21 protein-coding genes are annotated in these 21,155 nt (G+C 70.7%); 18 read left to right on the forward strand and 3 right to left on the reverse strand.

The annotated features are described in order from the left end of the window. The 3 genes from ACOJSN_RS01365 to ACOJSN_RS01375 all read right to left on the reverse strand — a co-directional run. The coding region (locus tag ACOJSN_RS01365; protein ID WP_420110714.1) for a DUF3488 domain-containing protein at positions 1 to 928 on the reverse strand (928 nt) is incomplete at its 3' end. Beyond that, a complete protein-coding gene (locus ACOJSN_RS01370) occupies positions 925 to 2,052 on the reverse strand; it encodes a DUF58 domain-containing protein (RefSeq protein ID WP_420110715.1) in 1,128 nt (375 codons plus the stop codon). The genes ACOJSN_RS01370 and ACOJSN_RS01365, both read right to left, overlap by 4 nt. Before the next feature lie 8 nt (positions 2,053 to 2,060). Continuing rightward, positions 2,061 to 3,011, reverse strand: coding sequence for an AAA family ATPase (locus ACOJSN_RS01375; RefSeq protein WP_420110716.1), 951 nt, complete (start codon positions 3,009 to 3,011; stop codon positions 2,061 to 2,063). Positions 3,012 to 3,351: 340 nt separating this feature from the next. Between ACOJSN_RS01375 and mraZ the strand changes: the two genes are divergently transcribed. The 18 genes from mraZ to ACOJSN_RS01465 form a co-directional block, all read left to right on the forward strand. After that, complete coding sequence (mraZ, locus tag ACOJSN_RS01380) at positions 3,352 to 3,780, forward strand: division/cell wall cluster transcriptional repressor MraZ (RefSeq protein WP_420110717.1); 429 nt, start codon at positions 3,352 to 3,354, stop codon at positions 3,778 to 3,780. A 144-nt stretch (positions 3,781 to 3,924) separates the two neighbouring features. Then, a complete protein-coding gene (gene rsmH / locus ACOJSN_RS01385; protein WP_420110718.1) occupies positions 3,925 to 4,956 on the forward strand; it encodes a 16S rRNA (cytosine(1402)-N(4))-methyltransferase RsmH in 1,032 nt (343 codons plus the stop codon). Continuing rightward, on the forward strand, positions 4,953 to 5,360 hold the full coding sequence (locus ACOJSN_RS01390) for a hypothetical protein (RefSeq protein ID WP_420110719.1): 408 nt from the start codon (positions 4,953 to 4,955) through the stop codon (positions 5,358 to 5,360). Before rsmH ends, ACOJSN_RS01390 begins: the two co-directional genes overlap by 4 nt. A gap of 7 nt (positions 5,361 to 5,367) precedes the next feature. Beyond that, on the forward strand, positions 5,368 to 7,206 hold the full coding sequence (locus ACOJSN_RS01395) for a peptidoglycan D,D-transpeptidase FtsI family protein (RefSeq protein WP_420110720.1): 1,839 nt from the start codon (positions 5,368 to 5,370) through the stop codon (positions 7,204 to 7,206). Positions 7,207 to 7,258: 52 nt separating this feature from the next. Beyond that, positions 7,259 to 8,446, forward strand: coding sequence for a glutamate ligase domain-containing protein (locus ACOJSN_RS01400; protein WP_420110721.1), 1,188 nt, complete (start codon positions 7,259 to 7,261; stop codon positions 8,444 to 8,446). Further along, the gene (locus ACOJSN_RS01405) at positions 8,443 to 9,855 is read left to right on the forward strand and encodes a UDP-N-acetylmuramoyl-tripeptide--D-alanyl-D-alanine ligase (protein ID WP_420110722.1); all 1,413 of its coding nucleotides are present in this window, start codon (positions 8,443 to 8,445) and stop codon (positions 9,853 to 9,855) included. Before ACOJSN_RS01400 ends, ACOJSN_RS01405 begins: the two co-directional genes overlap by 4 nt. Then, positions 9,852 to 10,946, forward strand: coding sequence for a phospho-N-acetylmuramoyl-pentapeptide-transferase (mraY, locus tag ACOJSN_RS01410; RefSeq protein WP_420110723.1), 1,095 nt, complete (start codon positions 9,852 to 9,854; stop codon positions 10,944 to 10,946). Before ACOJSN_RS01405 ends, mraY begins: the two co-directional genes overlap by 4 nt. After that, the gene (gene murD / locus ACOJSN_RS01415) at positions 10,947 to 12,428 is read left to right on the forward strand and encodes a UDP-N-acetylmuramoyl-L-alanine--D-glutamate ligase (RefSeq protein WP_420110724.1); all 1,482 of its coding nucleotides are present in this window, start codon (positions 10,947 to 10,949) and stop codon (positions 12,426 to 12,428) included. Next, a complete protein-coding gene (locus ACOJSN_RS01420; RefSeq protein WP_420110725.1) occupies positions 12,425 to 13,750 on the forward strand; it encodes an FtsW/RodA/SpoVE family cell cycle protein in 1,326 nt (441 codons plus the stop codon). Before murD ends, ACOJSN_RS01420 begins: the two co-directional genes overlap by 4 nt. Next, the gene (locus ACOJSN_RS01425; protein WP_420110726.1) at positions 13,743 to 14,888 is read left to right on the forward strand and encodes a UDP-N-acetylglucosamine--N-acetylmuramyl-(pentapeptide) pyrophosphoryl-undecaprenol N-acetylglucosamine transferase; all 1,146 of its coding nucleotides are present in this window, start codon (positions 13,743 to 13,745) and stop codon (positions 14,886 to 14,888) included. Before ACOJSN_RS01420 ends, ACOJSN_RS01425 begins: the two co-directional genes overlap by 8 nt. Positions 14,889 to 14,893: 5 nt before the next feature. Continuing rightward, positions 14,894 to 16,318 carry a UDP-N-acetylmuramate--L-alanine ligase gene (gene murC, locus ACOJSN_RS01430; RefSeq protein WP_420110727.1) on the forward strand — a complete coding sequence of 475 codons (1,425 nt, stop codon included), beginning with the start codon at positions 14,894 to 14,896 and terminating at the stop codon, positions 16,316 to 16,318. 40 nt (positions 16,319 to 16,358) lie between these two features. Beyond that, on the forward strand, positions 16,359 to 17,150 hold the full coding sequence (locus ACOJSN_RS01435) for a cell division protein FtsQ/DivIB (protein WP_420110728.1): 792 nt from the start codon (positions 16,359 to 16,361) through the stop codon (positions 17,148 to 17,150). 161 nt (positions 17,151 to 17,311) lie between these two features. Further along, complete coding sequence (gene ftsZ, locus ACOJSN_RS01440) at positions 17,312 to 18,514, forward strand: cell division protein FtsZ (RefSeq protein WP_420110729.1); 1,203 nt, start codon at positions 17,312 to 17,314, stop codon at positions 18,512 to 18,514. Between the two features lie 97 nt (positions 18,515 to 18,611). Then, a complete protein-coding gene (locus ACOJSN_RS01445) occupies positions 18,612 to 19,091 on the forward strand; it encodes a cell division protein SepF (protein ID WP_420110730.1) in 480 nt (159 codons plus the stop codon). A gap of 12 nt (positions 19,092 to 19,103) precedes the next feature. Further along, positions 19,104 to 19,400: a YggT family protein gene (locus ACOJSN_RS01450; protein WP_420110731.1), complete on the forward strand. Its 297-nt coding sequence runs from the start codon at positions 19,104 to 19,106 to the stop codon at positions 19,398 to 19,400. A gap of 66 nt (positions 19,401 to 19,466) precedes the next feature. Beyond that, positions 19,467 to 20,153, forward strand: coding sequence for a DivIVA domain-containing protein (locus tag ACOJSN_RS01455; RefSeq protein ID WP_420110732.1), 687 nt, complete (start codon positions 19,467 to 19,469; stop codon positions 20,151 to 20,153). A gap of 16 nt (positions 20,154 to 20,169) precedes the next feature. Then, the gene (gene lspA, locus ACOJSN_RS01460; RefSeq protein WP_420110733.1) at positions 20,170 to 20,781 is read left to right on the forward strand and encodes a signal peptidase II; all 612 of its coding nucleotides are present in this window, start codon (positions 20,170 to 20,172) and stop codon (positions 20,779 to 20,781) included. A 3-nt stretch (positions 20,782 to 20,784) separates the two neighbouring features. Then, on the forward strand, positions 20,785 to 21,155 hold a 371-nt coding region (locus tag ACOJSN_RS01465), incomplete at its 3' end, for a S4 domain-containing protein (RefSeq protein ID WP_420110734.1).

Below are 21,155 nucleotides of genomic sequence, written 5' to 3' on the forward strand. Positions count from 1 at the left end.
CGAGCGGGGTGGGCCACAACACCTGACCCTGGGAGTCGACGGCGTCACCGTCGCCGCCGCGCACCCAGTCGCTCCCGGTGAACTCGCTCACCGTGTAGGCGTGCATCGGTCCGACGGCCCCGGGGCTGGCGCCGGTGTACGACAGCAGATCGACGTCCGTGTTTCGGACCAGGTCATCGCGCAGGCCGAGGCCGAGGTCGAGTCGGGTGGTGCTCGTGCCGACCAGCTCGTAGAAGGGGTGGACGCGGACCGGCACCGGGATCCGCAGCAGCGTCGGCGCCAGCACGAACGCGCCGATCAGTACCGAGGCCGCCACCACGGTCGTCGCTCGCACGGCTTGGCGATTGGGGCGGCGCCGGTACCGAGCGTCGTCGCGCGCCTGGATCGCGATGACGAGCACATACGTCGCAGCCGTGAGGGCGAGCAGCAGCAGGCTCACGGGCGCGCCGAGCAGAATCGGCACCGCCCAGAGCGTGAGCATCGGCATCCCGGACCACGCGGGCGCCCACGCGCCGACGGCGAGCATCTCGGCCAGCACGAACACGACCAGCACCCCGATCGTCACCAGGAAGGCGACACCATCACCCATGGCCAACGGGGGATAGGAGGTGCGCATCAGGGCGAACGCCTCAGGTACGAGGTCGGCAGCAGCGCGAATGGTCGACGGCGTAGGGATGACGCGAAGAAGCGCCTGGTCAGGGAAGTAGACGGCTGACACCGTGAGGAGGCCGATCGCCAACCCGGCGAGCGAGGGAATCCCCGCCGACGACGTGCGGGTGCGGATCGATGTGATCACCACCGTGGTGACAGCCACGCACAGCAGTGTGCGAGGCAGCCACAGGCTCGGTACCACGAGCGCCCGCAGTGTCAACGAGCTCAGCAGCGTCATCGCCAGCACCGCGGCGAGCGCGAGCAGGCGGCGGCTCACCGCTGCACCTCACGCGCACGCCACGCGTCGGCGACCGAGCCGGCGCCCGCCGCCGTGGCTACGTGCCAACCGGATTGCTGCAGGCTCGATGTGACGTCCGCCGCGACGCCGTCAGGGTCGACGATCAGCGCGGTCGAGAGCTCGAGCCCGCCCGCGGCGATCACGGCGTTGCCCACGGCAGCGTCCGGTCGATCCAGCACTGCGATCGCGCCGGCCGAGGTGGAGCGCTGCACCACGCGCACCGCCGCGACACCGAGGTCGGCTGCCGGGGAGGCGAGGGCGAAGACGTCGAGAGCGTCGGCTGCCAATGCAACCGGACGTTCGACCAAGGTCCCGTCGACGACCGTGACGACGCGGATCGTGAACCCCTGCTCGAGCAGCGCGACCGCGATCGAGGCGGCGGCGGTCACCGACCATTCGGCGACGTCGTCGGCGTCGTCACTCAGCACCAGCAGGACGTCGAGAACACGAGTGGTCGTCGGCTCGTCGTGCCGCACCATCAGCTCGCCCATGCGGGCGGTCGAGCGCCAGTGCACGCGGCGCAGGTCGTCGCCGCGGCGGTACTCGCGCACCGAGAGGTCCTCCAGCGTGCGCTGCGGCAGACCGTGCGAGGTCGGGGCGGTGGCCTCGAGCGCGCTGGCGAGCACGTCGCCGTCGATCAGCTCGGTCCGGGGCCAGACGATCACCTCGGTGACCACGCCGATCGGGATCCGCCAAGAGGCGATCGCGAGCGGATCCGAGCGCTGCAGGATCGCCGGGCCGAGCTGGTGCCGGCCACGCACCTCGGGCAGCACGGCATAGCCATGAGAGGAGTGGCTGCGGCGCCGCAGTGAGGCAGGAACCCGCTCGCGCAGCGAGGACCACGGCGGGAGCGGCAGCCCGGTGGGGGTGAGCTGAACCGATCCTGGCGCGTCGACCTGCCAGGCCGCGGGGCGCAGCGCACGCTCGAGGCCACGGCGGGAGGCGAACGCCTTGGCGAGCAGCGCCCAGATCAGCGACACGAGGGGGACGGCGAGCACGATCGCGGCCACCCGCGCAGCCGCCATCGACTGCATCGCCGCTGCTGCGGCGGCGAGCAGCCCGCCACCGATCAACATCCCCCAGCCGCGCATGGTGACGTGCATCGCGGACCTCAGCGCGGCACGGGCGTGGCGTTGAGGATCTCCGTGAGCACCCCGGCCGCGGTGAGCCCGCTGGACCGGGCGGACCGGGTCAGCGCGAGCCGGTGGGCCAGGACCGGGACCAGGACCTCCTGGACGTCGTCCGGGAGCACGTAGTCGCGTCCGGAGAGCGCTGCGGTCGAGCGTGCCAGCGCGAGCAGTTGCAGGCCGGCGCGCGGTGAGGCGCCCAGCTCCACGGACTCGACCTCCCGTGTGGCGCGCACGAGGTCGAGCACGTACCGCCGGACCGGGTCCGAGACGTAGGTGTCGTCGACTTGTGCGATGAGCTCGAGCACCTCGGCCTGCGTCAGCACGGCCGAGGTCTGAGCCGGTTGCCAGCCTCCGGCGGCGAGCAGCTCGTACTCGCTCTCGGCGGGCGGGTAGCCGATGCTCACCTGAGCCATGAACCGATCGCGCTGTGCCTCGGGCAGCGGGTAGGTGCCCTCCATCTCCACGGGGTTCTGGGTGGCGATGACCATGAACGGCTCGGGCAGTGGGTACGAGGTGCCGTCGACGGTCACCTGCCCCTCCTGCATCGACTCCAGCAGCGCGGACTGCGTCTTGGGCGACGCGCGGTTGATCTCGTCGCCGATGACGATGGTCGCGAACAGGGGGCCGGGGTGGAAGTCGAAGCTTCCCGACTCCTGGCGGTAGATCGTGATGCCGGTGAGGTCGCTCGGCAGCTGGTCGGGTGTGAACTGCACGCGCCCGACGGTGCCCTCGACCGAGGCGGCCAGCGCACGTGCGAGCGTGGTCTTGCCGACGCCGGGCACGTCCTCGAGCAGCAGGTGGCCACGCGCGAGGAAGACGGCCGCCGTGGTGCGGATCACCGACTCCCGACCGCGCAGCGCGCGGGCGAGATTCTCCTGCAGGAGCCTCGCGGACGTCGCTGAGGGGGTTCTCGTCGGCGTCTCCTGCGTCATGGATCGACAGGGTACGGGAGAGCGGGGTCGTCGCGGCCCCCACTTCGCTCCACCGAGAGCGGCCGACGGCGGTGCGCGGCCACCTGAGCGGTGCGATCGGCCCCTCGGATGGGGTGCCAGCGCGGGAGGAGGCGCCTGGAAGCGTCCCGTCAGCGCGCGTTCTGGAAAGTTCCCTCCACTCCACTCCATGCTGCTGACCTGCGGATTCACCCGCGACACGGGGAGTTCCTGCGGCAATGTCCGGCGATGGGGGAGGAAAGTGGAGTAATGTGGGGCCCGCGGGATGGAACTGGCTGGCAGTGCACCTGCGCGAGGCGGAACCGGAAGGGGGTGGGACAGGGTGTTTCTCGGGACGTACGAGCCGCGGCTCGACGACAAGGGCCGGCTGATCCTGCCCGCCAAGTTCCGTGACCAGATGGCCGGAGGCATCGTGCTCACGCGCGGCCAGGAGCGCTGCCTGTACGCATTCCCCCGGTCCGAGTTCGAGCACATCCACGACCAGCTGCGGCAGGCGCCGCTGACCTCCAAGCAGGCTCGCGACTACATGCGCGTCTTCCTCTCCGGGGCCACCGACGACATCCCTGACAAGCAGGGGCGCGTGACGATCCCGTCGATCCTGCGCAAGTACGCGGGTCTGGACCGAGACCTCGCGGTGATCGGGTCCGGCTCGAAGGTCGAGATCTGGGACGCCACCGCCTGGGCGGACTACCTGCAGGCGCAGGAGGACTCCTACGCCGAGATCACCGAGGAGGTGGTGCCGGGTCTCTAGGTCGTCGCCGCGGTCACCGCACGACGAGGTCTCTCACCGAAGCTCTGACGCACTTCCCCGGCGCCAGAGCTCCCCGGGGGGAGTCCTGGTCGGGCGGTGGAGGGCCCCCCGACCAACCACTCGGCACCACGAGCACCACGACCGATGAACCCGAAGGAGCAGGACACCACCGGGCAGCACCAACCCGAGCACCGCGACCACGCGTCGCTGCACGTGCCGGTGCTCGCCGACCGGTGCGTCGAGCTGCTCGAGCCGGCGCTCGCCGCCACCGAGGTGCGGCCGCGGCCGGTGCTCGTCGATGCGACCCTCGGTCTCGGCGGTCACAGCGAGCTGGTGCTGCAGCGCTTCGAGCACGTCACGGTCGTCGGCATCGACCGTGACCCGGAAGCGCTGAGGCGCTCGCGTGAGCGGCTCGCCCGTTTCGGAGACCGGTTCGTGGCCGCCCACGCCACCTACGACCGGATCAGTGACGTGCTGGCCGAGCGCACGCAGGATGGGCGCGCCGACGCCGTACTGATGGACCTCGGGGTGTCGTCGATGCAGCTCGACCTCGCCGACCGCGGGTTCGCGTACGCGCAGGACGGGCCGCTCGACATGCGGATGGATACCAGCACCGGGGTCACGGCGGCCGAGCTGCTCGCGGAGGCGCCCGAGCGCGAGCTCCGCCGGATCCTGCTCGCCTATGGCGAGGAGAAGTTCGCCGGAAGGATCGCTGCCGCGATCGTCGCGCGTCGCGACAGCGACCCGGTGGTCCGAACCGGTCAGCTCGCCGAGCTCGTACGCGACTCGATCCCGGCCGCGGCGCGCAGGCGCGGTGGCAACCCGGCCAAGCGGACGTTCCAGGCGCTGCGGGTCGCCGTCAACGCCGAGCTCGAGGTGCTGGCCCACGCGGTACCGGAGGCGATCGCGGTGCTCACCGTCGGCGGCCGGATCGTGGTGATGTCCTACCAGTCGCTGGAGGACCGCATCGTCAAGCGTGCGCTGGCGCACGGAGCCACGTCCCGGACACCCCCGGGCATCCCGGTCGAGCTCCCTGAGCACCGGCCGTACCTGCGTCTGCTCACCCACGGCGCCGAGGTGGCTCCGGAGCAGGAGCAGCTCGACAACCCCCGTTCCGCCTCGGTCCGCCTGCGCGCGGCCGAGGTGATCCGCGACCTCGAGGAGGCAGCCGCATGAGCGCGATGCCGTTGCGGGCTCCGCAGTCACGTCCCGTCAGCAACCCGTCGTGGCGACCGCGGCTGCGGATCGTCCGGGCACCCGCGCACGCACGCTCGCGGCTGCCGTTCCAGCTGCAGTGCGTCTCGATCCTGGCCGGAGCGATGCTCGGAGCGCTGGCACTCAACACCTCGATGGCGACCACCGCCTACACGATCCGCGAGCGGCAGGTCGAGCTCGCTCAGCTGACCCAGCAGGAACAGGTGCTGGCCGGCCAGGTCGAGCAGCTGTCCTCGCCGACGCAACTCGCCGCCGCGGCCTCCCGACTCGGGATGGTTCCTGCGGAAGGCTTGAGCTACATCCGCCTCGAGGACGGCACGATCACCGGACCCGCGGCGGATCTCGTCGCCGACGCGGAGGGGTGAGGCACACGTGGCAGCCAGGGGAGCCCGGAGCACGCAACGGTCGACGCAGCGCACGACAGCGAAGCGCGCGCGCCACGACAAGCGCCAGAACCTGATCCTGGGAATCGTGCTGATCGTGTCGGCGCTGTTCGCGGGCCGGCTCGTGTACGTGCAGACGATCGCCGGTCCGGCGCTCGCGCAGGCGGCGGCCGACTCGCGCAGCTTCTCGAGCATGATCGTGGCGCCTCGTGGGGACATCGTCGACTCCGAAGGCCATGTGCTCGCCACCTCGGTATCGACGTACAAGCTGATTCTCGACCTCGACAAGGTTCCGGAGTACGAGCTGAAGGACGATGACGGCGAGGTCATCGGTCGCGGTGCCTCCGCGCTCGCCCAGCAGCTGGCGCCGATCCTCGGGCTCGACGCCAACGTGCTCGGGGCCCGGCTGGTCGGCAACCCCGAGGAGTCCCGCGGCCGCCAGTACTTCGTCCTGGCACGCAGGGTGAGCGCCGACGTCCGTCAGCAGGTGGCGGCGCTCAAGATCCCTGGCTTCTCCGACGAGGTGAGCAGCACGCGCAACTACCCCAACGGCACGGTCGCCGGCCCGCTGCTGGGTTGGGTGAACGACGAGGGTGACGGCGTCACCGGTATCGAGTCGGTCTACTCCGGCCTGCTCACGGGCACCAACGGCGAACAGACCTACGAGCTCGGCGCGGCCGGCCAGCTGATCCCCACCGGGAGCCGCACCGAGACGCCCGCGGTGCCCGGCTGCGACATCCACCTGACGATCGATCTCGACATCCAGTACACCGCCGAGCAGGTGATCACCGACACGGTCAACAAGTACGGGGCGAGCTGGGGCGCCGTCGTCGTGATGGACACCCGCACCGGTCGCCTGCTCGCGCTCGCCGACTCCAACCCGTACGACCCGGGCAAGCCGCCCACCGACCGGCTCGGGAAGAAGAACGAGATGCTGTCGCCGGCGCTGCAGGCCTCTTACGAGCCGGGCTCGACCGGCAAGGTGCTCACGGTGCTGACCGCGCTCGAGGAGGGTGTCGTCACCCCGACCACCCCGATCGAGGACCCCTACCGGCTCACGGTGGATGGCCAGACGTTCACCGACCACTCCGAGCACCCCGACCAGATCCTCACCACCACCGGTGTGCTGGCCGAGTCGGCGAACACCGGCACCGTCAACATCGGCAACCTGATGACCGACGAGACCCGCTACTCCTACATGGAGCGGATGGGCTGGACGTCCACACCGGGGCTCAACATGGGCGAGTCGGGCGGGCAGCTCCGACCACCGGATCAGTGGGATGGCCGCACCCGCTTCACCACGATGTTCGGGCAAGGAGTCGCAGTCTCGCTGCTGCAGAACACCGGCGTCTTCAACACGATCGGCAACCAGGGCATGCACGTGGACCCGGTGCTCGTGGACGGCTGGACGTGCGACGGCGAGTACACCGCCAACGAGGCGTCCGAGCCCGACCAGGTGGTCTCACCCGAGAGCTCGGACATGATGATCCGGATGCTCGAGTCGGTCACTCACGACGGCGGTACAGGCGTCCTCGCCGCTGTCGAGGGCTATCGTGTGGCCGGCAAGACCGGAACGGCCCAGACCGCCGACGGCGCCGGTGGCATCACGGCGACCACCGCCTCGTTCGTCGGGCTGGTGCCGGCGGACGACCCGCAGCTCACGATCGGCGTCGTCGTCTACAAGCCCACCTCCGGGTTCTTCGGCGGCACGGTCGCGGCGCCTGTGTTCCAGGACGTCGCTGCGTTCACGCTCCCGTACCTCGGGATCGCGCCGTCCGGCGAGGAGGCCGACACCTACCCGCGCACCCCCGACGAGGACGCGGGCTGACGCCCGGTCCGCCCATCCGAAGCCCTCATCACGAACGGGTAGATTCGCGCACATGAGCTCCGAGGTCAGCCCTGACGGCGTCCGGCGTACCTACGCCGTGCTCGGCAGCACCGGCAAGGCCACCACCTGCTATCTCCTGGACCACGTCAACGCGGCGCTCGGGCGCAGCACGGCGATCTTCAGCACGGTCGAGCTCAAGGTGGGCTCCGAGCGGGCCCCGATCGAGCGTGACGTGCAGCCGGACCTCGCCGAGTTGCTGGCCCGGGCGGACGCCGCGCAGCTCGACGACGAGATCCTCGAGCTGCGCTGGCACGAGTTGTCCACCGGCGTGCTGGGGAACGATCGGCGGATCGATCTCGCCCTGTTCACCCACCTCGACCCCGAGGTGGAGGGTGACAGATACGCCGAGCATCTCGAGAAGATCGCCAGGGTGCTCTCATCGGCGCGTCACGCGCTGATCCTCATCGACGACGAGGCCGGGCGCGAGCTCGCACAGCGGGTCCCGGGTGCGATCACCGTGGGTAGTCTCCCGCGCGACCAGGACGCCGACTGGCAGGCGAGCATCAATGCCAGCCGACCGGATCACATCGCCTTCACGGTGACGCACCGCAGCGGCCGCAGTGTCTCGACATCGCTGTGGATCCCTACGCGGTTCTCGGTCGGCTACGCCGCGCTTGCCCTGGCCGCGATCATGGAGACCGGCGTCAGCGGCAACACGATCGCGCGACTGCTGCCGCACGGGCTTCGCCCGGTGGTGCCCGGGCGGATCGAGGGGGTGGCCGAGCGGCCTCGTGTCGTGGTCGATATCGCCCACAACCCGGCCCGGCTGGGGCGTGCACTGGCGTCGCTGCGACGGACCACCAAGGGCAGGCTCGTGGTGGTGGTCGCGGCTCGCGCCACCGACGATGCCGCAACCCGGCGGGCGATCGGCCGCCACGCCGCGGCGGCCGACTCGATCGTGGTCACCGACGACGACCATGGGATCGACGACGACGTGGCGGGGGTCCGCAAGGATGTGATCGTGGCCGCCCGGGAGGCGGGTGCACACACGATCTCGGAGGTCTCGCCGCGCCGCGCCGCGATCCGCGGCACCGTGGCGCTGGCTGGTCGGGACGACACCGTGCTGGTGGCGGGTCGCGGGCACCTCACGCGGCTGCTCGTCGCAGGCGAGAGCGAGCACCTCGATGATCGCGAGGAGGTGCGTGCCGGTATCGCTCAACGGCACGCGGACAGCGCATGATCCCGCTCACCCTGACCGAGGTCGCCGCGATCACCGGTGGCGCGCTCGGTGGTTCGGCCCTGGACGGCCACGTGACGGTGACAGCGGTGATCATCGACTCGCGGGCCGCGGGCGCCGGCAGCCTGTTCGTGGCACTGCCAGGCGAGCACGTCGATGGGCACGACTACCTCGAGGCCGCCGCCTCGAACGGCGCAGTCGCCGCACTGGTCTCCCGTGACGTGCCCGGTGCGCCGCTGCCCTGCATCCGCGTTCCCGACACCGCCGCTGCGCTGGCCGACCTTGCCCGCGAGGTGCTGGTTCGACTGCGGGAGGCCGGTGAGATCGTGGTGGTGGGCATCACCGGCTCCGTCGGTAAGACGACCACGAAGGATCTGTTGTCGGTGCTGCTGACGCCGCTCGGTGACGTCGTGGCACCGGTCGCGTCGTTCAACAACGAGATCGGCCTTCCCCTCACCGTGCTCCGCGCCGACCACGATACGCGCGTGCTGGTGCTGGAGATGGGCGCCGATGCCCCGGGCAACCTGACCTTCCTCACCTCGGTCGCACCTCCGGACGTGGCCGTCGAGCTGATCGTCGGTCACGCGCACCTGGGTGGCTTCGGTTCCATCGAGGGGGTGGCGACGGCGAAGGCCGAGCTCGTGCAGGGTCTCGCCCCGGGCGGTGTGGCCGTGCTCAACGCCGACGACGTGCGGGTCCTGAGCATGGCGACGCTCGCCGAGCGGGTGGTCACGTTCGGCCGGTCCGAGACCGCGGAGGTGCGCGCCGCGGACGTGATGATCGACATCGACGGCCACGCCGAGCTGACGCTCGTCACCGAGGCGGGCAGCGCCCGCACCCGCCTGGCGCTGGCGGGTGACCATCACGTCACCAACGCCCTCGCCGCAGCGGCGGTGGCGCTGCACCTCGGGCGAGGACTGGAGGAGGTCGCCGTGGCGCTGGCGGCGGCAGGGCCGATCAGCCCGCACCGCATGCAGGTCACCGACACTGCGGCCGGCGTGCGCGTGATCGACGACGCGTACAACGCGAACCCCACCTCGATGCGCGCCGCGTTGGCGGCCCTGTCGGCGATGACTGCCACGGCGGGCGGCCGCCGCGGGGTGGCCGTGCTCGGTGCGATGCTCGAGCTCGGAGCCGACTCGGCGCACGAGCACGCGGCGATCGGACGCTGGGCAGCCGAGCTCGGGATCGCAGAGGTTGTCGTGGTGGGTGAGGAGGCGCGGCCGTTGCTCGACGCGGTGCTGGAGGAAGGTGGCAGCGCCACATTCGCCGACGGTCCCGACGACGCTCGTGCGCTTCTGCGCACGCTGATCCGGCCGGGCGACGTGGTGCTCGTCAAGGCCTCCAACGGGACCGGGCTCTACCGGCTCGGTGACGCACTCGCCGGGTCGGCGCTGGTGGGTGCCGAGTGATCGCCGTCATCGTCGCGGGTGCGGCCGCGCTGGCGGTCGCGCTGTTCGGGACCCCCCTGTTCATCCGGTTCCTGGTGCGCCGCAACTATGGACAGTTCATCCGGCAGGACGGTCCCACCGCCCACTTCACCAAGCGCGGCACGCCCACGATGGGCGGCGTCGTCATCATCGGGGCGACGCTGATCGGGTACCTGGTCGCCTACGTCGTGTCGTTCTTCAGGTCCGGTGCTCTGCCGAGCGCCTCGGGCCTGCTGCTGCTGTTCCTCATGGTGGGGCTCGGGCTGATCGGGTTCCTCGACGATTTCACGAAGATCACCCGCCAACGTTCGCTCGGTCTGTCACCGGCCGCCAAGATCATCGGACAGGGTGCCGTCGGCATCACGTTCTCGGTGCTCGCGCTGCAGTTCCCCAACGAGCGGTTCCGCACGCCTGCGAGCACCCACATCTCCTTCATCCGGGACCTCGGCCTCGACCTTGCGTTCGCGGGCGTGGCGGTGGGACTGGTGCTGTTCGTCATCTGGTCGAACTTCCTCATCACGGCCTGGTCCAACGCGGTCAACCTCGCCGATGGTCTGGACGGGCTTGCCACCGGTATGAGCGCGCTCGTGTTCGGCGCGTACGTGATCCTCACGACCTGGCAGTCCAACCAGTCCTGCCAGGTGCTCAGCCAGGCAGGTCCGCGCTGCTACGAGGTACGCGACCCGCTCGACCTGTCGATCGTGGCGGCGGCGATCGTGGGCGCCTGCATCGGATTCCTGTGGTGGAACACCTCACCCGCGAAGATCTTCATGGGCGACACCGGTGCGCTCGCGCTGGGTGGCGCGCTCGCCGGCCTGACGATCCTCACGCGCACCGAGATCCTCGGCGCGATCATCGCCGGCATGTTCGTGCTGGTGGTGCTCTCGGACGTGATCCAGATCGGCTGGTTCAAGATGACCGGCAAACGGGTGTTCAAGATGGCGCCGCTGCACCACCACTTCGAGTTGATGGGCTGGGCCGAGGTGACGATCGTCGTGCGGTTCTGGGTCGTCTCCGTGTTGTTCGTGGCCGTGGGGCTGGCGATCTTCTACGCCGAATGGATCGCGCAGTAGATGGGCGCCGATCCGGGCCTCCAGGACATCGACGCACTGCGTGGCACCCGCGTGGCCGTGCTCGGTCTCGGCACGAGCGGCCGCGCGGCCGCTGCGGTGCTGCAGGAGATCGGAGCACAGGTCCTCGTGGCCGTGCCCGATGCCGAGGAGGCCGAACGGGCCGACCTGCCCACCGCCGTCGAGATCCTCGCCGAGGGTGACCCTGCGCGGCTGGGTGAGCGTCTCACCGAGGCAGGCCCCGCCGTCGTCGTCACCTCGCCTGGAGTGCCGCCGCAACACCCGGCGCTGCTCGCCGCGCAGCACGCCGGCGCGGAGGTATGGAGCGAGATCGAGCTCGCCTGGCGGATCGACCGACCCGCCACCCAGTGGCTCACACTCACCGGCACCAACGGCAAGACCACCACGGTGGGCATGCTCGCCTCGCAGCTCGCAGCGGCGGGCTGGCACGCGCCCGCGGTGGGCAACGTCGGGACCCCGATCTCGACGGCGGTGCTCACCGCTCGCGCGGGAGGTCGCCCTCTCGACGGGCTCGCCGTGGAGCTCTCCAGCTTCCAGCTGCACTTCACACACTCGGTCGCACCACTGGCGAGCGCGTGCCTCAACATCACCGACGACCACCTCGACTGGCACGGCGGCGCCGCGGGCTATTGGCAGGACAAGGCACGCGTGTACTCCCGCAGCCGGGTCGCGTGCGTCTACAACGTGGCCGACCCGGCGACCATGCGGATGGTCGAGGCCGCTGAGGTGACCGAGGGGGCGCGGGCGGTCGGGTTCACGCTCCAGGCACCGAAGGTTGCCGAGCTCGGGCTGGTCGAGACCCAGCTGGTCGACCGCGCCTTCATCGACAACAGGCAGACGCACGGGCAGGTCGTGGCCGATCTTGCCGACCTCACCCACCTCGCGCCCGGCAGTGACGGCGCAGTGCCGCCGCACGTCGTCGCGAACGCGCTGGCGGCGGCCGCACTCGCGCGCGCCGCTGGCCTGGCCCCAGAGCACGTCGCCTACGGGCTGCGCACCTACGAGGGCGGACCGCACCGGATCGAGCACGTGGCCGACGTCGACGGGGTGGCCTACGTGGACGACTCCAAAGCCACCAACGCGCACGCCGCGTCGGCGTCGTTGGCTTCGGTGGAGCCCGGCCGCGCCGTGTGGATCGCCGGCGGTCTCGCCAAGGGGGCACGGTTCGACGACCTGGTGCGCGAGCGGGCCGATCGGCTCCGCGCCGTGGTGATCATCGGCGTCGATGCCGAGCCACTCCTCGACGCGCTCGCGCGACACGCGGCCCAGATCCCGCAGGTTCGGATCGACCCGGGCGAGCATGAGGTGATGACCGCCGCCGTGACCGCAGCCGCCCGCCTGGCCCAGCCGGGCGATGTGGTGCTGCTCGCGCCGGCCAGCGCGTCGATGGACCAGTTCGACTCCTACGCCCACCGCGGTCAGGCGTTCGCTGAGGCCGTGCGGGCACGGGAGACGAACCGGTGACCGCGATCGGGGTCGGGTCCCGGCGCCGCCCTGGTCCCGGCGCCCGGACGGACAAGCGCCGCTCGACCAAGCGGAAGCAGCAGACCGAGCCCTCGGCGTTCGCCGAGTGGCGCACGGCGGCGTGGGCGTCACCCACCACGAGCTACTACCTCATCGGCGGCGCCGCCCTCGTGCTGCTGCTGCTCGGTCTCGTGATGGTGCTCTCGGCCTCGATGGTCGTCTCACTCAACGAGAGCGGCGGCCAGACTCCCTTCACGGACTTCCTCAACCAGCTCAAGTTCGCCGTCATGGGCGTCCCGGTTGCGCTGATCGCGTCGCGGTTCAAGCCCGAGTGGTTCCGCAAGCTCGCCTGGCTGATCCTTGTCGGAGCACTCGGACTTCAGTTGCTGATCTTCACGCCGCTCGCGCGAGGCGAGGGTGGCAACCTGAACTGGGTGTACGTCCCGGGTCTCAACACTGCGTTCCAGCCCAGCGAGTTCGCCAAGCTGGCCCTCGCGATCTGGCTCGGCGCGGTGCTCGCGACCAAGGGTGACCTGTTGCGCCAGTGGCGGCACGCCCTCGTCCCCGGTGTGCTCGTCGCCGCAATATTCCTCGGGCTGGTGCTGTACGGGCACGACCTCGGCACTGCACTGATCGTCATCGCCCTGGTGGCCGGCGCGCTGTGGGTTGCCGGAGTGCCGCTGTCGCTGTTCGCGCTGCTCGGTTCGGCTGCCGCCGCCGGCGCGGGCTTCCTGGTGTTCTCCTCGACCAACCGACGCGAACGCGTGGAGCAGTTCCTCGGCATGGGCGGCGACGCGCACGCGATCGACACGTTCCAGCGCGACAGCGCGCTCGCCGCACTCGGCTCGGGCGGGCTGTCGGGCACCGGTCTCGGCGCCTCGCGGATCAAGTGGCGCGGGCTGCCGGCCGCCCAGGACGACTACATCTTCGCGATCCTCGGCGAAGAGCTCGGGCTGCTCGGTGCGCTGCTGGTGATCCTGCTGTTCGTGGCGCTCGCGCTCGGGGTCACACGAGTGGTGAAGCGGCACCCCGACCGTTTCGTCAAGATCACGGCCGCAGCCCTGGGAACCTGGATCGTGGCGCAGGCCTTCGTCAACATCGGCGTGGTGATCGGCGTGCTCCCGGTCATCGGCGTCCCGCTGCCGCTGCTGTCCGCCGGTGGCTCGTCACTCGTCACCACCCTCGCCGCGCTCGGCATCCTGCTGGCGTTCGCGCGCTCCGAGCCTGGCGCCAAGGAGGCGTTCGCGGCACGCCGAGGCTCGGTGCGACGGTCGCTCGCCGTGCTGGCGCCGCGGTTGCGACCCACGCGATCCCGTGGCTGAGCTGCGCATCGTCCTGGCCGGAGGCGGCAGCGCCGGGCACGTGAACCCGATGCTCGCACTCGCCGCCGAGGTGCGCCGGCGCCACCCGGACGCCGAGCTGCTGGCGCTCGGCACCGCCACCGGGCTCGAAGCCGACCTCGTGCCCGCGGCCGGCATCGACATGGTCGAGCTCCCGCGAGTGCCGATGCCGCGCCGCCCCTCGATGGATGCCCTGCGGTTCCCCGGCCGCTGGCGCCAAGCGGTGGCCGCGGCCGAGAAGGCGATCTCCGGCTCCGGCACGAAGGCCGATGCCGTGGTGGGCTTCGGAGGGTATGTAGCCACCCCCGCGTACATCGCCGCCCGGCGGACACGCGTGCCCGTGGTCGTGCACGAGCAGAACGCCCGACCCGGGCTGGCGAACCGCTTGGGTGCGCGGTTCGCGAGCGCAGTCGGGGTGACGTTCGCCGGCACCAAGCTGCCGGAGTCGATCGTGGTGGGCCTGCCGCTGCGGCCTGCGATCGTCGATCTGGTCACCGCTCGGGCCGAGGACCGCGGTGCCGCCCGACGTGGGGGAGCCGAGGCGCTCGGGCTCGACCCGGAGCGGCCGGTCCTGCTGGTCACCGGCGGCTCGCTGGGCGCTGCTCGCATCAACGGTGCCGTCGCTGCCGCTGCGACCGAGATTCTCGCCACCGGTGCCCAGGTGCTGCATCTGGCGGGCGCGGGCAAGGACGACGAGACTCGCCGCACCGTGGCCGACGCCGCGGCTGCTGCCGGTGTCGCCGCTGACGACTATCGCGTGCTCAGCTACCTCGACGAGATGCAGCACGGGCTCGCGTGCGCCGACCTGGTGGTGGGCCGCGCCGGCGCGGGCACGGTCTGCGAGCTCGCCGCGCTCGGTATCCCCGCCGTTTATGTGCCGCTGCCGATCGGCAACGGTGAGCAGCGGCTCAACGCGGCGGGAGTGATCGCCGCCGGTGGCGGGATCCTCGTGGCTGACGCTGACCTCACCGCGGCCTGGCTCCGGCAGCACGTCGTGCCGCTGCTGTCCGATCGCGACCGGCTCCGTGCCATGGGAGACCGCGCGGCCGCCGTCGGGGTGCGCGACGGTGCGGCGCGTCTGGCGGACCTCGTCGAGCGAGCAGCCGGACGGCAGGCGTGAGCGCGATGAGCGCCCCGCCCGCACGTACCCACTTCATCGGCATCGGTGGCGCCGGGATGTCGGTGGTGGCAGAGCTGTTCCTGGCGCGGGGACATGCCGTCAGTGGCTCCGACGCCAAGGACTCACCGGTCCTCGCACGACTCGCGGAGCTCGGCGCTGAGATCGCTGTGGGGCACGACGCTGCGCACGTCCAGGGCGCCGGCACGGTGGTCGTGAGTACCGCGGTGCGAGATGACAATCCCGAGCTCGTGGCCGCGCGGGCCGCCGGTGCCGAGGTGATCCACCGATCGGTGGCGCTCGCGCGTGCCGCTGCGGACCACGACTTCGTGGCCGTGGCGGGCGCGCACGGGAAGACGACCACCACCGGGATGCTCGCCGTCGCGCTGACCGAGGTCGGCGCCGATCCCTCGTATGCCATCGGCGGCGCCCTCATGGGTGCCGGTACCGGTGCGCATCTCGGGACCGGCGCCGCGTTCGTCGCCGAGGCGGATGAGTCGGACTCCTCGTTCCTCAACTACTCCCCGCGCGTGGCAGTGGTGACGAACGTCGAGGCCGACCACCTCGATCGGTACGGCTCGAGCGACGCGGTCCAGCATGCCTTCGAGCAGTTCGTGGCACGGATCGAGCCAGGGGGCCTGCTCGTGGCGTGCGCCGACGACCGTGGCTCCGCCGAGCTGGCGGGCTTTGCCTCGGGGCGGAACATCCGGGTGCAGCGGTACGGCGTCGCCGAGGTTGCGGCGAGCGGCGTGCTGCCGCAGCGGCCGACCGGAGCTGCCCCGGACGTGCTGCTGCACGAGGTGTGCCTGACGCCCGAGGGCAGTTCGGCGCGACTCGAGCAGGACGGGCAGCCCAAGGAAGCCGCTGTCGAGCTGACGCTGCACGTGCCCGGCGAGCACAACCTGCGCAACGCGGTCGCCGCGTGGTGCGTGGGTGTGGAGCTCGGGGTCGATCGCGCCGCGATGGCCGCGGCGCTCGCCTCCTTCACAGGGACTGCTCGGCGGTTCGAGCTGCGCGGCGAGGTCGGCGGCGTGCGGGTGGTCGACGACTACGCGCACCACCCCACCGAGGTGGCCGAGTTGCTCAAGGCAGCCCGACGCTCGGCTCGCGACGGTCGTGTGCTGGTGCTGTTCCAGCCGCCCCTGTACTCGCGCACGCAGGCGTTCCAGGGCGCTTTCGCGGCGGCGCTGTCGGCGGCGGACCATGTGGTGCTGACCGGCATCTACGGCGCCCGCGAGGACCCCGTACCCGGCGTCACGTCCCAGCTCATCGCCGCTCGTGTCCCGCGCGCCCGCTACCTCGAGGATCGGTTCGAGGCTGCCGCCGCGATCGCGGCCGAGGCGCGTGCGGGCGACCTCGTGCTCACCGTCGGTGCCGGGGACGTCACCGAGCTGGGCAGCACGATTCTCGCCGCGCTCGAGGCGAGGGGATGACATGAGCCGCAGGCCGCCGTCGTTCGCCCCCCGTTCCCAAGTGAGCATCACGACCACGGACTCCGGTGTGGATCTTGTCGAGCGCGGACGAACCGGCGAACCGGTCGTCACCGGCCTGAGCGACCGCCTCGCCGAGCGGCAGCGCGCCCGGCGGCGGCTCCGGATCCGTGCGATCGTGGCAGCGGTGATCGCGGCGCTGCTGCTCGTCGGCGCCGGCTACGTGCTGCTCGCCTCACCGCTCGTGGCGTTGAAGGTCGATGAGGTACAGGTGAGCGGAGCGAACGAGATCGCGAGCGCCGAGGAGGTGCTCGCCGTGGCGCAGCGCTACGACGGTCAGCCGTTGCTGCGCCTCGACACCGGTGGTCTGCGCGAGGAGTTGCTCACGATCGTCGGTGTGCGCGAGGCCACCGTGCAGCGCGAGTTTCCACACGGCCTCGCGATCACGATCGAGCCGCGCGTTCCGGTCGCCACCGTGGAGCACGAAGGAGGCTACGTGCTGCTCGACGCCGACGGGGTCGAGCTCGCGGCCACCGAGGAGCCGCACGACGGTGTGCCGGTCGTCCAGGTCCCTGTCGGGACCGAGGCCACCGCGGACGCACTCGACGCGGTCCTCACCGTGATGGCTGCGCTGCCGCAGGGGATCCTGGAACGGGTGGCGACCGCCTCGGCGACCTCGGCGCACGAGGTTGAGTTCGAGCTCTCCGACGGCGCCCGCGTGGTCTGGGGGAGCGCGGACGACAACGATCTGAAGGCCGCGGTGCTCGAGAGCCTGCTCCCGGTCGAAGCCGAGCTGTACGACGTCTCTGCTCCGCTGAGCCCGATCACGCGCTGACCCACGAAGAAGTCAGTGACACGCCCGGCGTGGTCGTTGTTCGGCGGTGCTTGCGCACCTACCGTCATCGCGATCAGAAATGACATAACTCTCACCCTCAGGTAGAGGTTGAAGGTTGAGGGGGAGTGATGTCCGAGCAGGAACCGGCGAGAGGGACAGACGTGGCGGCACCCCAGAACTACCTGGCGGTCATCAAGGTGGTCGGCATCGGCGGCGGAGGAGTCAACGCCGTCAACCGCATGATCGAGGTCGGGCTGAAAGGCGTGGAGTTCATCGCCGTCAACACCGATGCGCAGGCGCTGCTGATGAGCGACGCCGACGTCAAGCTCGACGTCGGCCGCGAGCTCACACGCGGGCTCGGCGCCGGAGCCGACCCCGAGGTGGGCAAGAAGGCGGCCGAGGATCACTCCGAGGAGATCGAGGAGGTCCTCCGCGGCGCAGACATGGTCTTCGTCACGGCTGGCGAGGGCGGCGGCACCGGCACGGGCGGTGCGCCCGTGGTCGCCAAGATCGCCCGCTCGCTCGGTGCGCTGACGATCGGCGTGGTGACACGGCCGTTCACGTTCGAGGGTCGCCGCCGGGGCGTCCAGGCCGACTCGGGCATCGAGGCGCTGCGCGCCGAGGTCGACACCTTGATCGTCATCCCCAACGACCGACTGCTGAGCATCAGCGACCGCAACGTCTCGGTGCTCGATGCGTTCAAGTCGGCCGACCAGGTGCTGCTCTCCGGTGTCCAGGGCATCACCGACCTCATCACCACGCCAGGCCTGATCAACCTGGACTTCGCCGACGTCAAGTCCGTGATGCAGGGTGCCGGTTCCGCGCTCATGGGCATCGGCTCCGCTCGCGGCGACGACCGCGCTGTGCAGGCCTCGGAGCTCGCGATCTCCTCGCCGCTGCTGGAGGCCTCGATCGACGGCGCTCACGGTGTGCTGCTGTCGATCCAGGGCGGTAGCGACCTGGGCCTGTTCGAGATCCACGAGGCGGCCCGGCTGGTGCAGGAGGCCGCGCACCCGGAGGCGAACATCATCTTCGGTGCGGTCATCGACGATGCACTCGGCGACGAGGTCCGTGTCACCGTCATCGCGGCCGGGTTCGACAACGCTGCTCCGGGGAGCACGAACCCGGCGCGGCCCGCGAACGAGTCCCGCACGGCACCGGTCGAGGGAGCGGTGCGCACAGCGCCGACGGTGATCGAGCCTGCCGCTGTCGATGAGCCTGCCGAGCCCGTGGCGCCGAGCACGGCTGAGACCGAGGTGGTGCCGCCACGTCCCGAGCCGGTCGAGGTGCCTGTGGTGGTCGAGGAGCAGCCACGCCGCCGCCCCAGCGCGGACGATCTCGACATCCCTGATTTCCTCAAGTAGCAGCAGCGGCGGCGACACGCCGTCGACCCTGCGGGGACGCACGCAGGCGCTGGTCTAGCGTGCGAGAGGTACGAACCAACTTTCAACGGGAGTAGGCATGGCCGGAGCGCTGCGCAAGACGATGCTGTACCTCGGCCTGTCCGAGGCCGACCGCGAGCGGGAGGGCGCGGAGGAGACTCACTACGCTGAGGAGCCGTCCTACGAGGACAGCTACGAGGAGTACGAGGAGGCTGCTCCGAGCGCCGAGGTGACACCGATCAACCGCGCCGCTGCGCGGTTCGAGGGTGGTGGCGCGCTGCGCCGGATCACCACGGTGCACCCTCGTAACTACAACGACGCCAAGGTCATCGGCGAGGCGTTCCGTGCGGGCACGCCCGTGATCATGAACCTCACCGACATGTCCGACGGCGAGGCGAAGCGACTCGTCGACTTCTCCGCCGGTCTGGTCTTCGGGCTGCGTGGGGCGATCGAGCGCGTCACCAACAAGGTGTTCCTGCTCTCCCCGGCCTCGGTCGAGATCGCAGCGGAGTCCTCGGAGCCCGAGGTCACGCACGCCCGCTTCTTCAACCAGAGCTGAGCCACTTCCGCGATGAGGTGGGTCTTCGGCGTCGCCTACCTGCTCCTGCTCCTGTTCACCCTGGCGATGCTGGTCAGGCTCGTCTTCGAGTGGATCCAGGTCTTCGCGCGCGAGTGGAAGCCGCGTGGCGTGGTCCTGCTGCTCGCTGAGGCGGTCTACACGGTCACCGACCCGCCCCTGCGGGGGCTTCGTGCACGCATCAAGCCCATCCGCATCGGCGGCGTGGCGCTCGACGTGGCATTTCTCCTGATCATGATCGCCTGCTCGATCGGGCTGACCGTCCTGAGCAGTCTGATGATGCGGTTCTAGCACTCCGTATGAGCTAGCGTGATCCCTGGCAACCAGCCGAACGACGATTGACACCGAGGTGACGACATGGCGCTGCTGACGGCAGACGACGTCCTCAACAAGAAGTTCCAGCCGACCAAGTTCCGCGAGGGCTACGACCAGGACGAGGTCGATGACTTCCTCGACGAGGTCGTCAACACGCTCCGTGCGCTGGACGCTGAGAACGCTGAGCTCAAGGCCAAGCTCGAGGCCGCCGACCGCGGCGGCTCCGAGTCGGGTGCCGCCGCTGCCGGAGAGCAGCAGACCCAGCAGATCGCTGCGGTCCAGGACGCCCCGGTCGAGGACGAGCCCGTTGCCGAGCCCGAGCGCGCGCCGGAGCCCGAGCAGCAGCCCGTGCCGTACGGCGCCGCGGCACCTTCCGCCACATCCGGCGGCGAGCCGGAGTCGGCGACCGGGCTGATCGCCCTCGCTCAGCGCGTGCACGACGAGTACGTGCACAACGGCCGCGCCGAAGCCGACCGCATCCTCGGCGAGGCTCGCACGGAGGCTGAGCGGGTGGCCCGCGAGGCCGAGGAGCAGCGCAACCGCACGCTCGGCCAGCTCGAGGGCGAGCGATCGCTCCTCGAGCGCAAGATCGACGAGCTCCGCACGTTCGAGCGGGACTACCGGACGCGCCTCAAGAGCTACCTCGAGGGTCTGCTCAACGACGTCGAGGGCCGTGGCTCGGTGGCCGGCAGCGGTGCCGGACCTGACAGCGAGCTTCACCGTCCGTGACGGATCTGCAGCGGGCGTGAGCGCTCCGCACGACCAACCGCGACGACGCCGGTTGCTGGTGGCCCTCGGGCTGCTCGCGGCCGGCGTCCTCGTCGTGGACCAGGTGAGCAAGTCGCTGGTCGTGGCACGGATGACTCCCGGGGAGTACATCCCGCTGCTCGGAGACTTCTTCGGGCTCCAGCTGGTCTTCAATCCCGGCGCCGCGTTCTCGCTCGCCACCGGAAGCACCTGGATCTTCACGATCGTCGCGACGGTCGTGACTGTGGTCATCGTGCGGATCTCGCGCAAGCTCGGTTCGCGGGGATGGGCGATCGCGCTCGGCTCCCTCTTGGGCGGCAACCTCGGCAACCTCGGCGATCGGCTGTTCCGTGATCCGGGCTTCGCGCGCGGCCACGTGGTCGACTTCCTCAACTACAACGGCTGGTTCGTGGGCAATGTCGCGGACATCGCGATCGTGCTCGCCGCCGTCATGATGGCGCTGCTGGCGTTCCTCGGGATCGGCATCGACGGCACTCGCCACGCGGCTGCCGAGGCCGAGGAGACCGAGGAGGAGGCGTCGGAGGATGACGCGAGCTCCGCCGTCGAGGAGGATGAGCCGACCGCCGTGGTCGAGAAGGATGCGGACTGAGGCATGGCACTCCGGTCGCTCCCGGTTCCCGATGGGCTCGCCGGTGAGCGGGTCGATGCCGCGCTCGCGCGGCTGCTCGGCCTGAGCAGGACCAAGGTCGCCGAGTTCGCCAAGTCGGGGCTGGTCACGGTCGACGGCGCCACGGTCGGTAAGTCGCACCGGCTGCTGCCGGGCTCGTGGCTGGAGATCGACCTGCCCGAGCCGGATCAGCCGGTGACCCCGCCCGCGGAGCCCATCCCGGGCATGCGGGTGGTCTTCGACGACGACGACGTGGTGGTGGTCGACAAGCCCGTCGGCGTCGCGGCGCACCCCAGCCCGGGCTGGACCGGACCCACCGTGGTCGGTGGGCTCGCCGGGGCGGGATACCGGATCTC

Origin of the sequence: Pseudactinotalea sp., assembly GCF_048594945.1 — a bacterium.
Classification (GTDB): Bacteria; Actinomycetota; Actinomycetes; order Actinomycetales; family Beutenbergiaceae; genus Pseudactinotalea.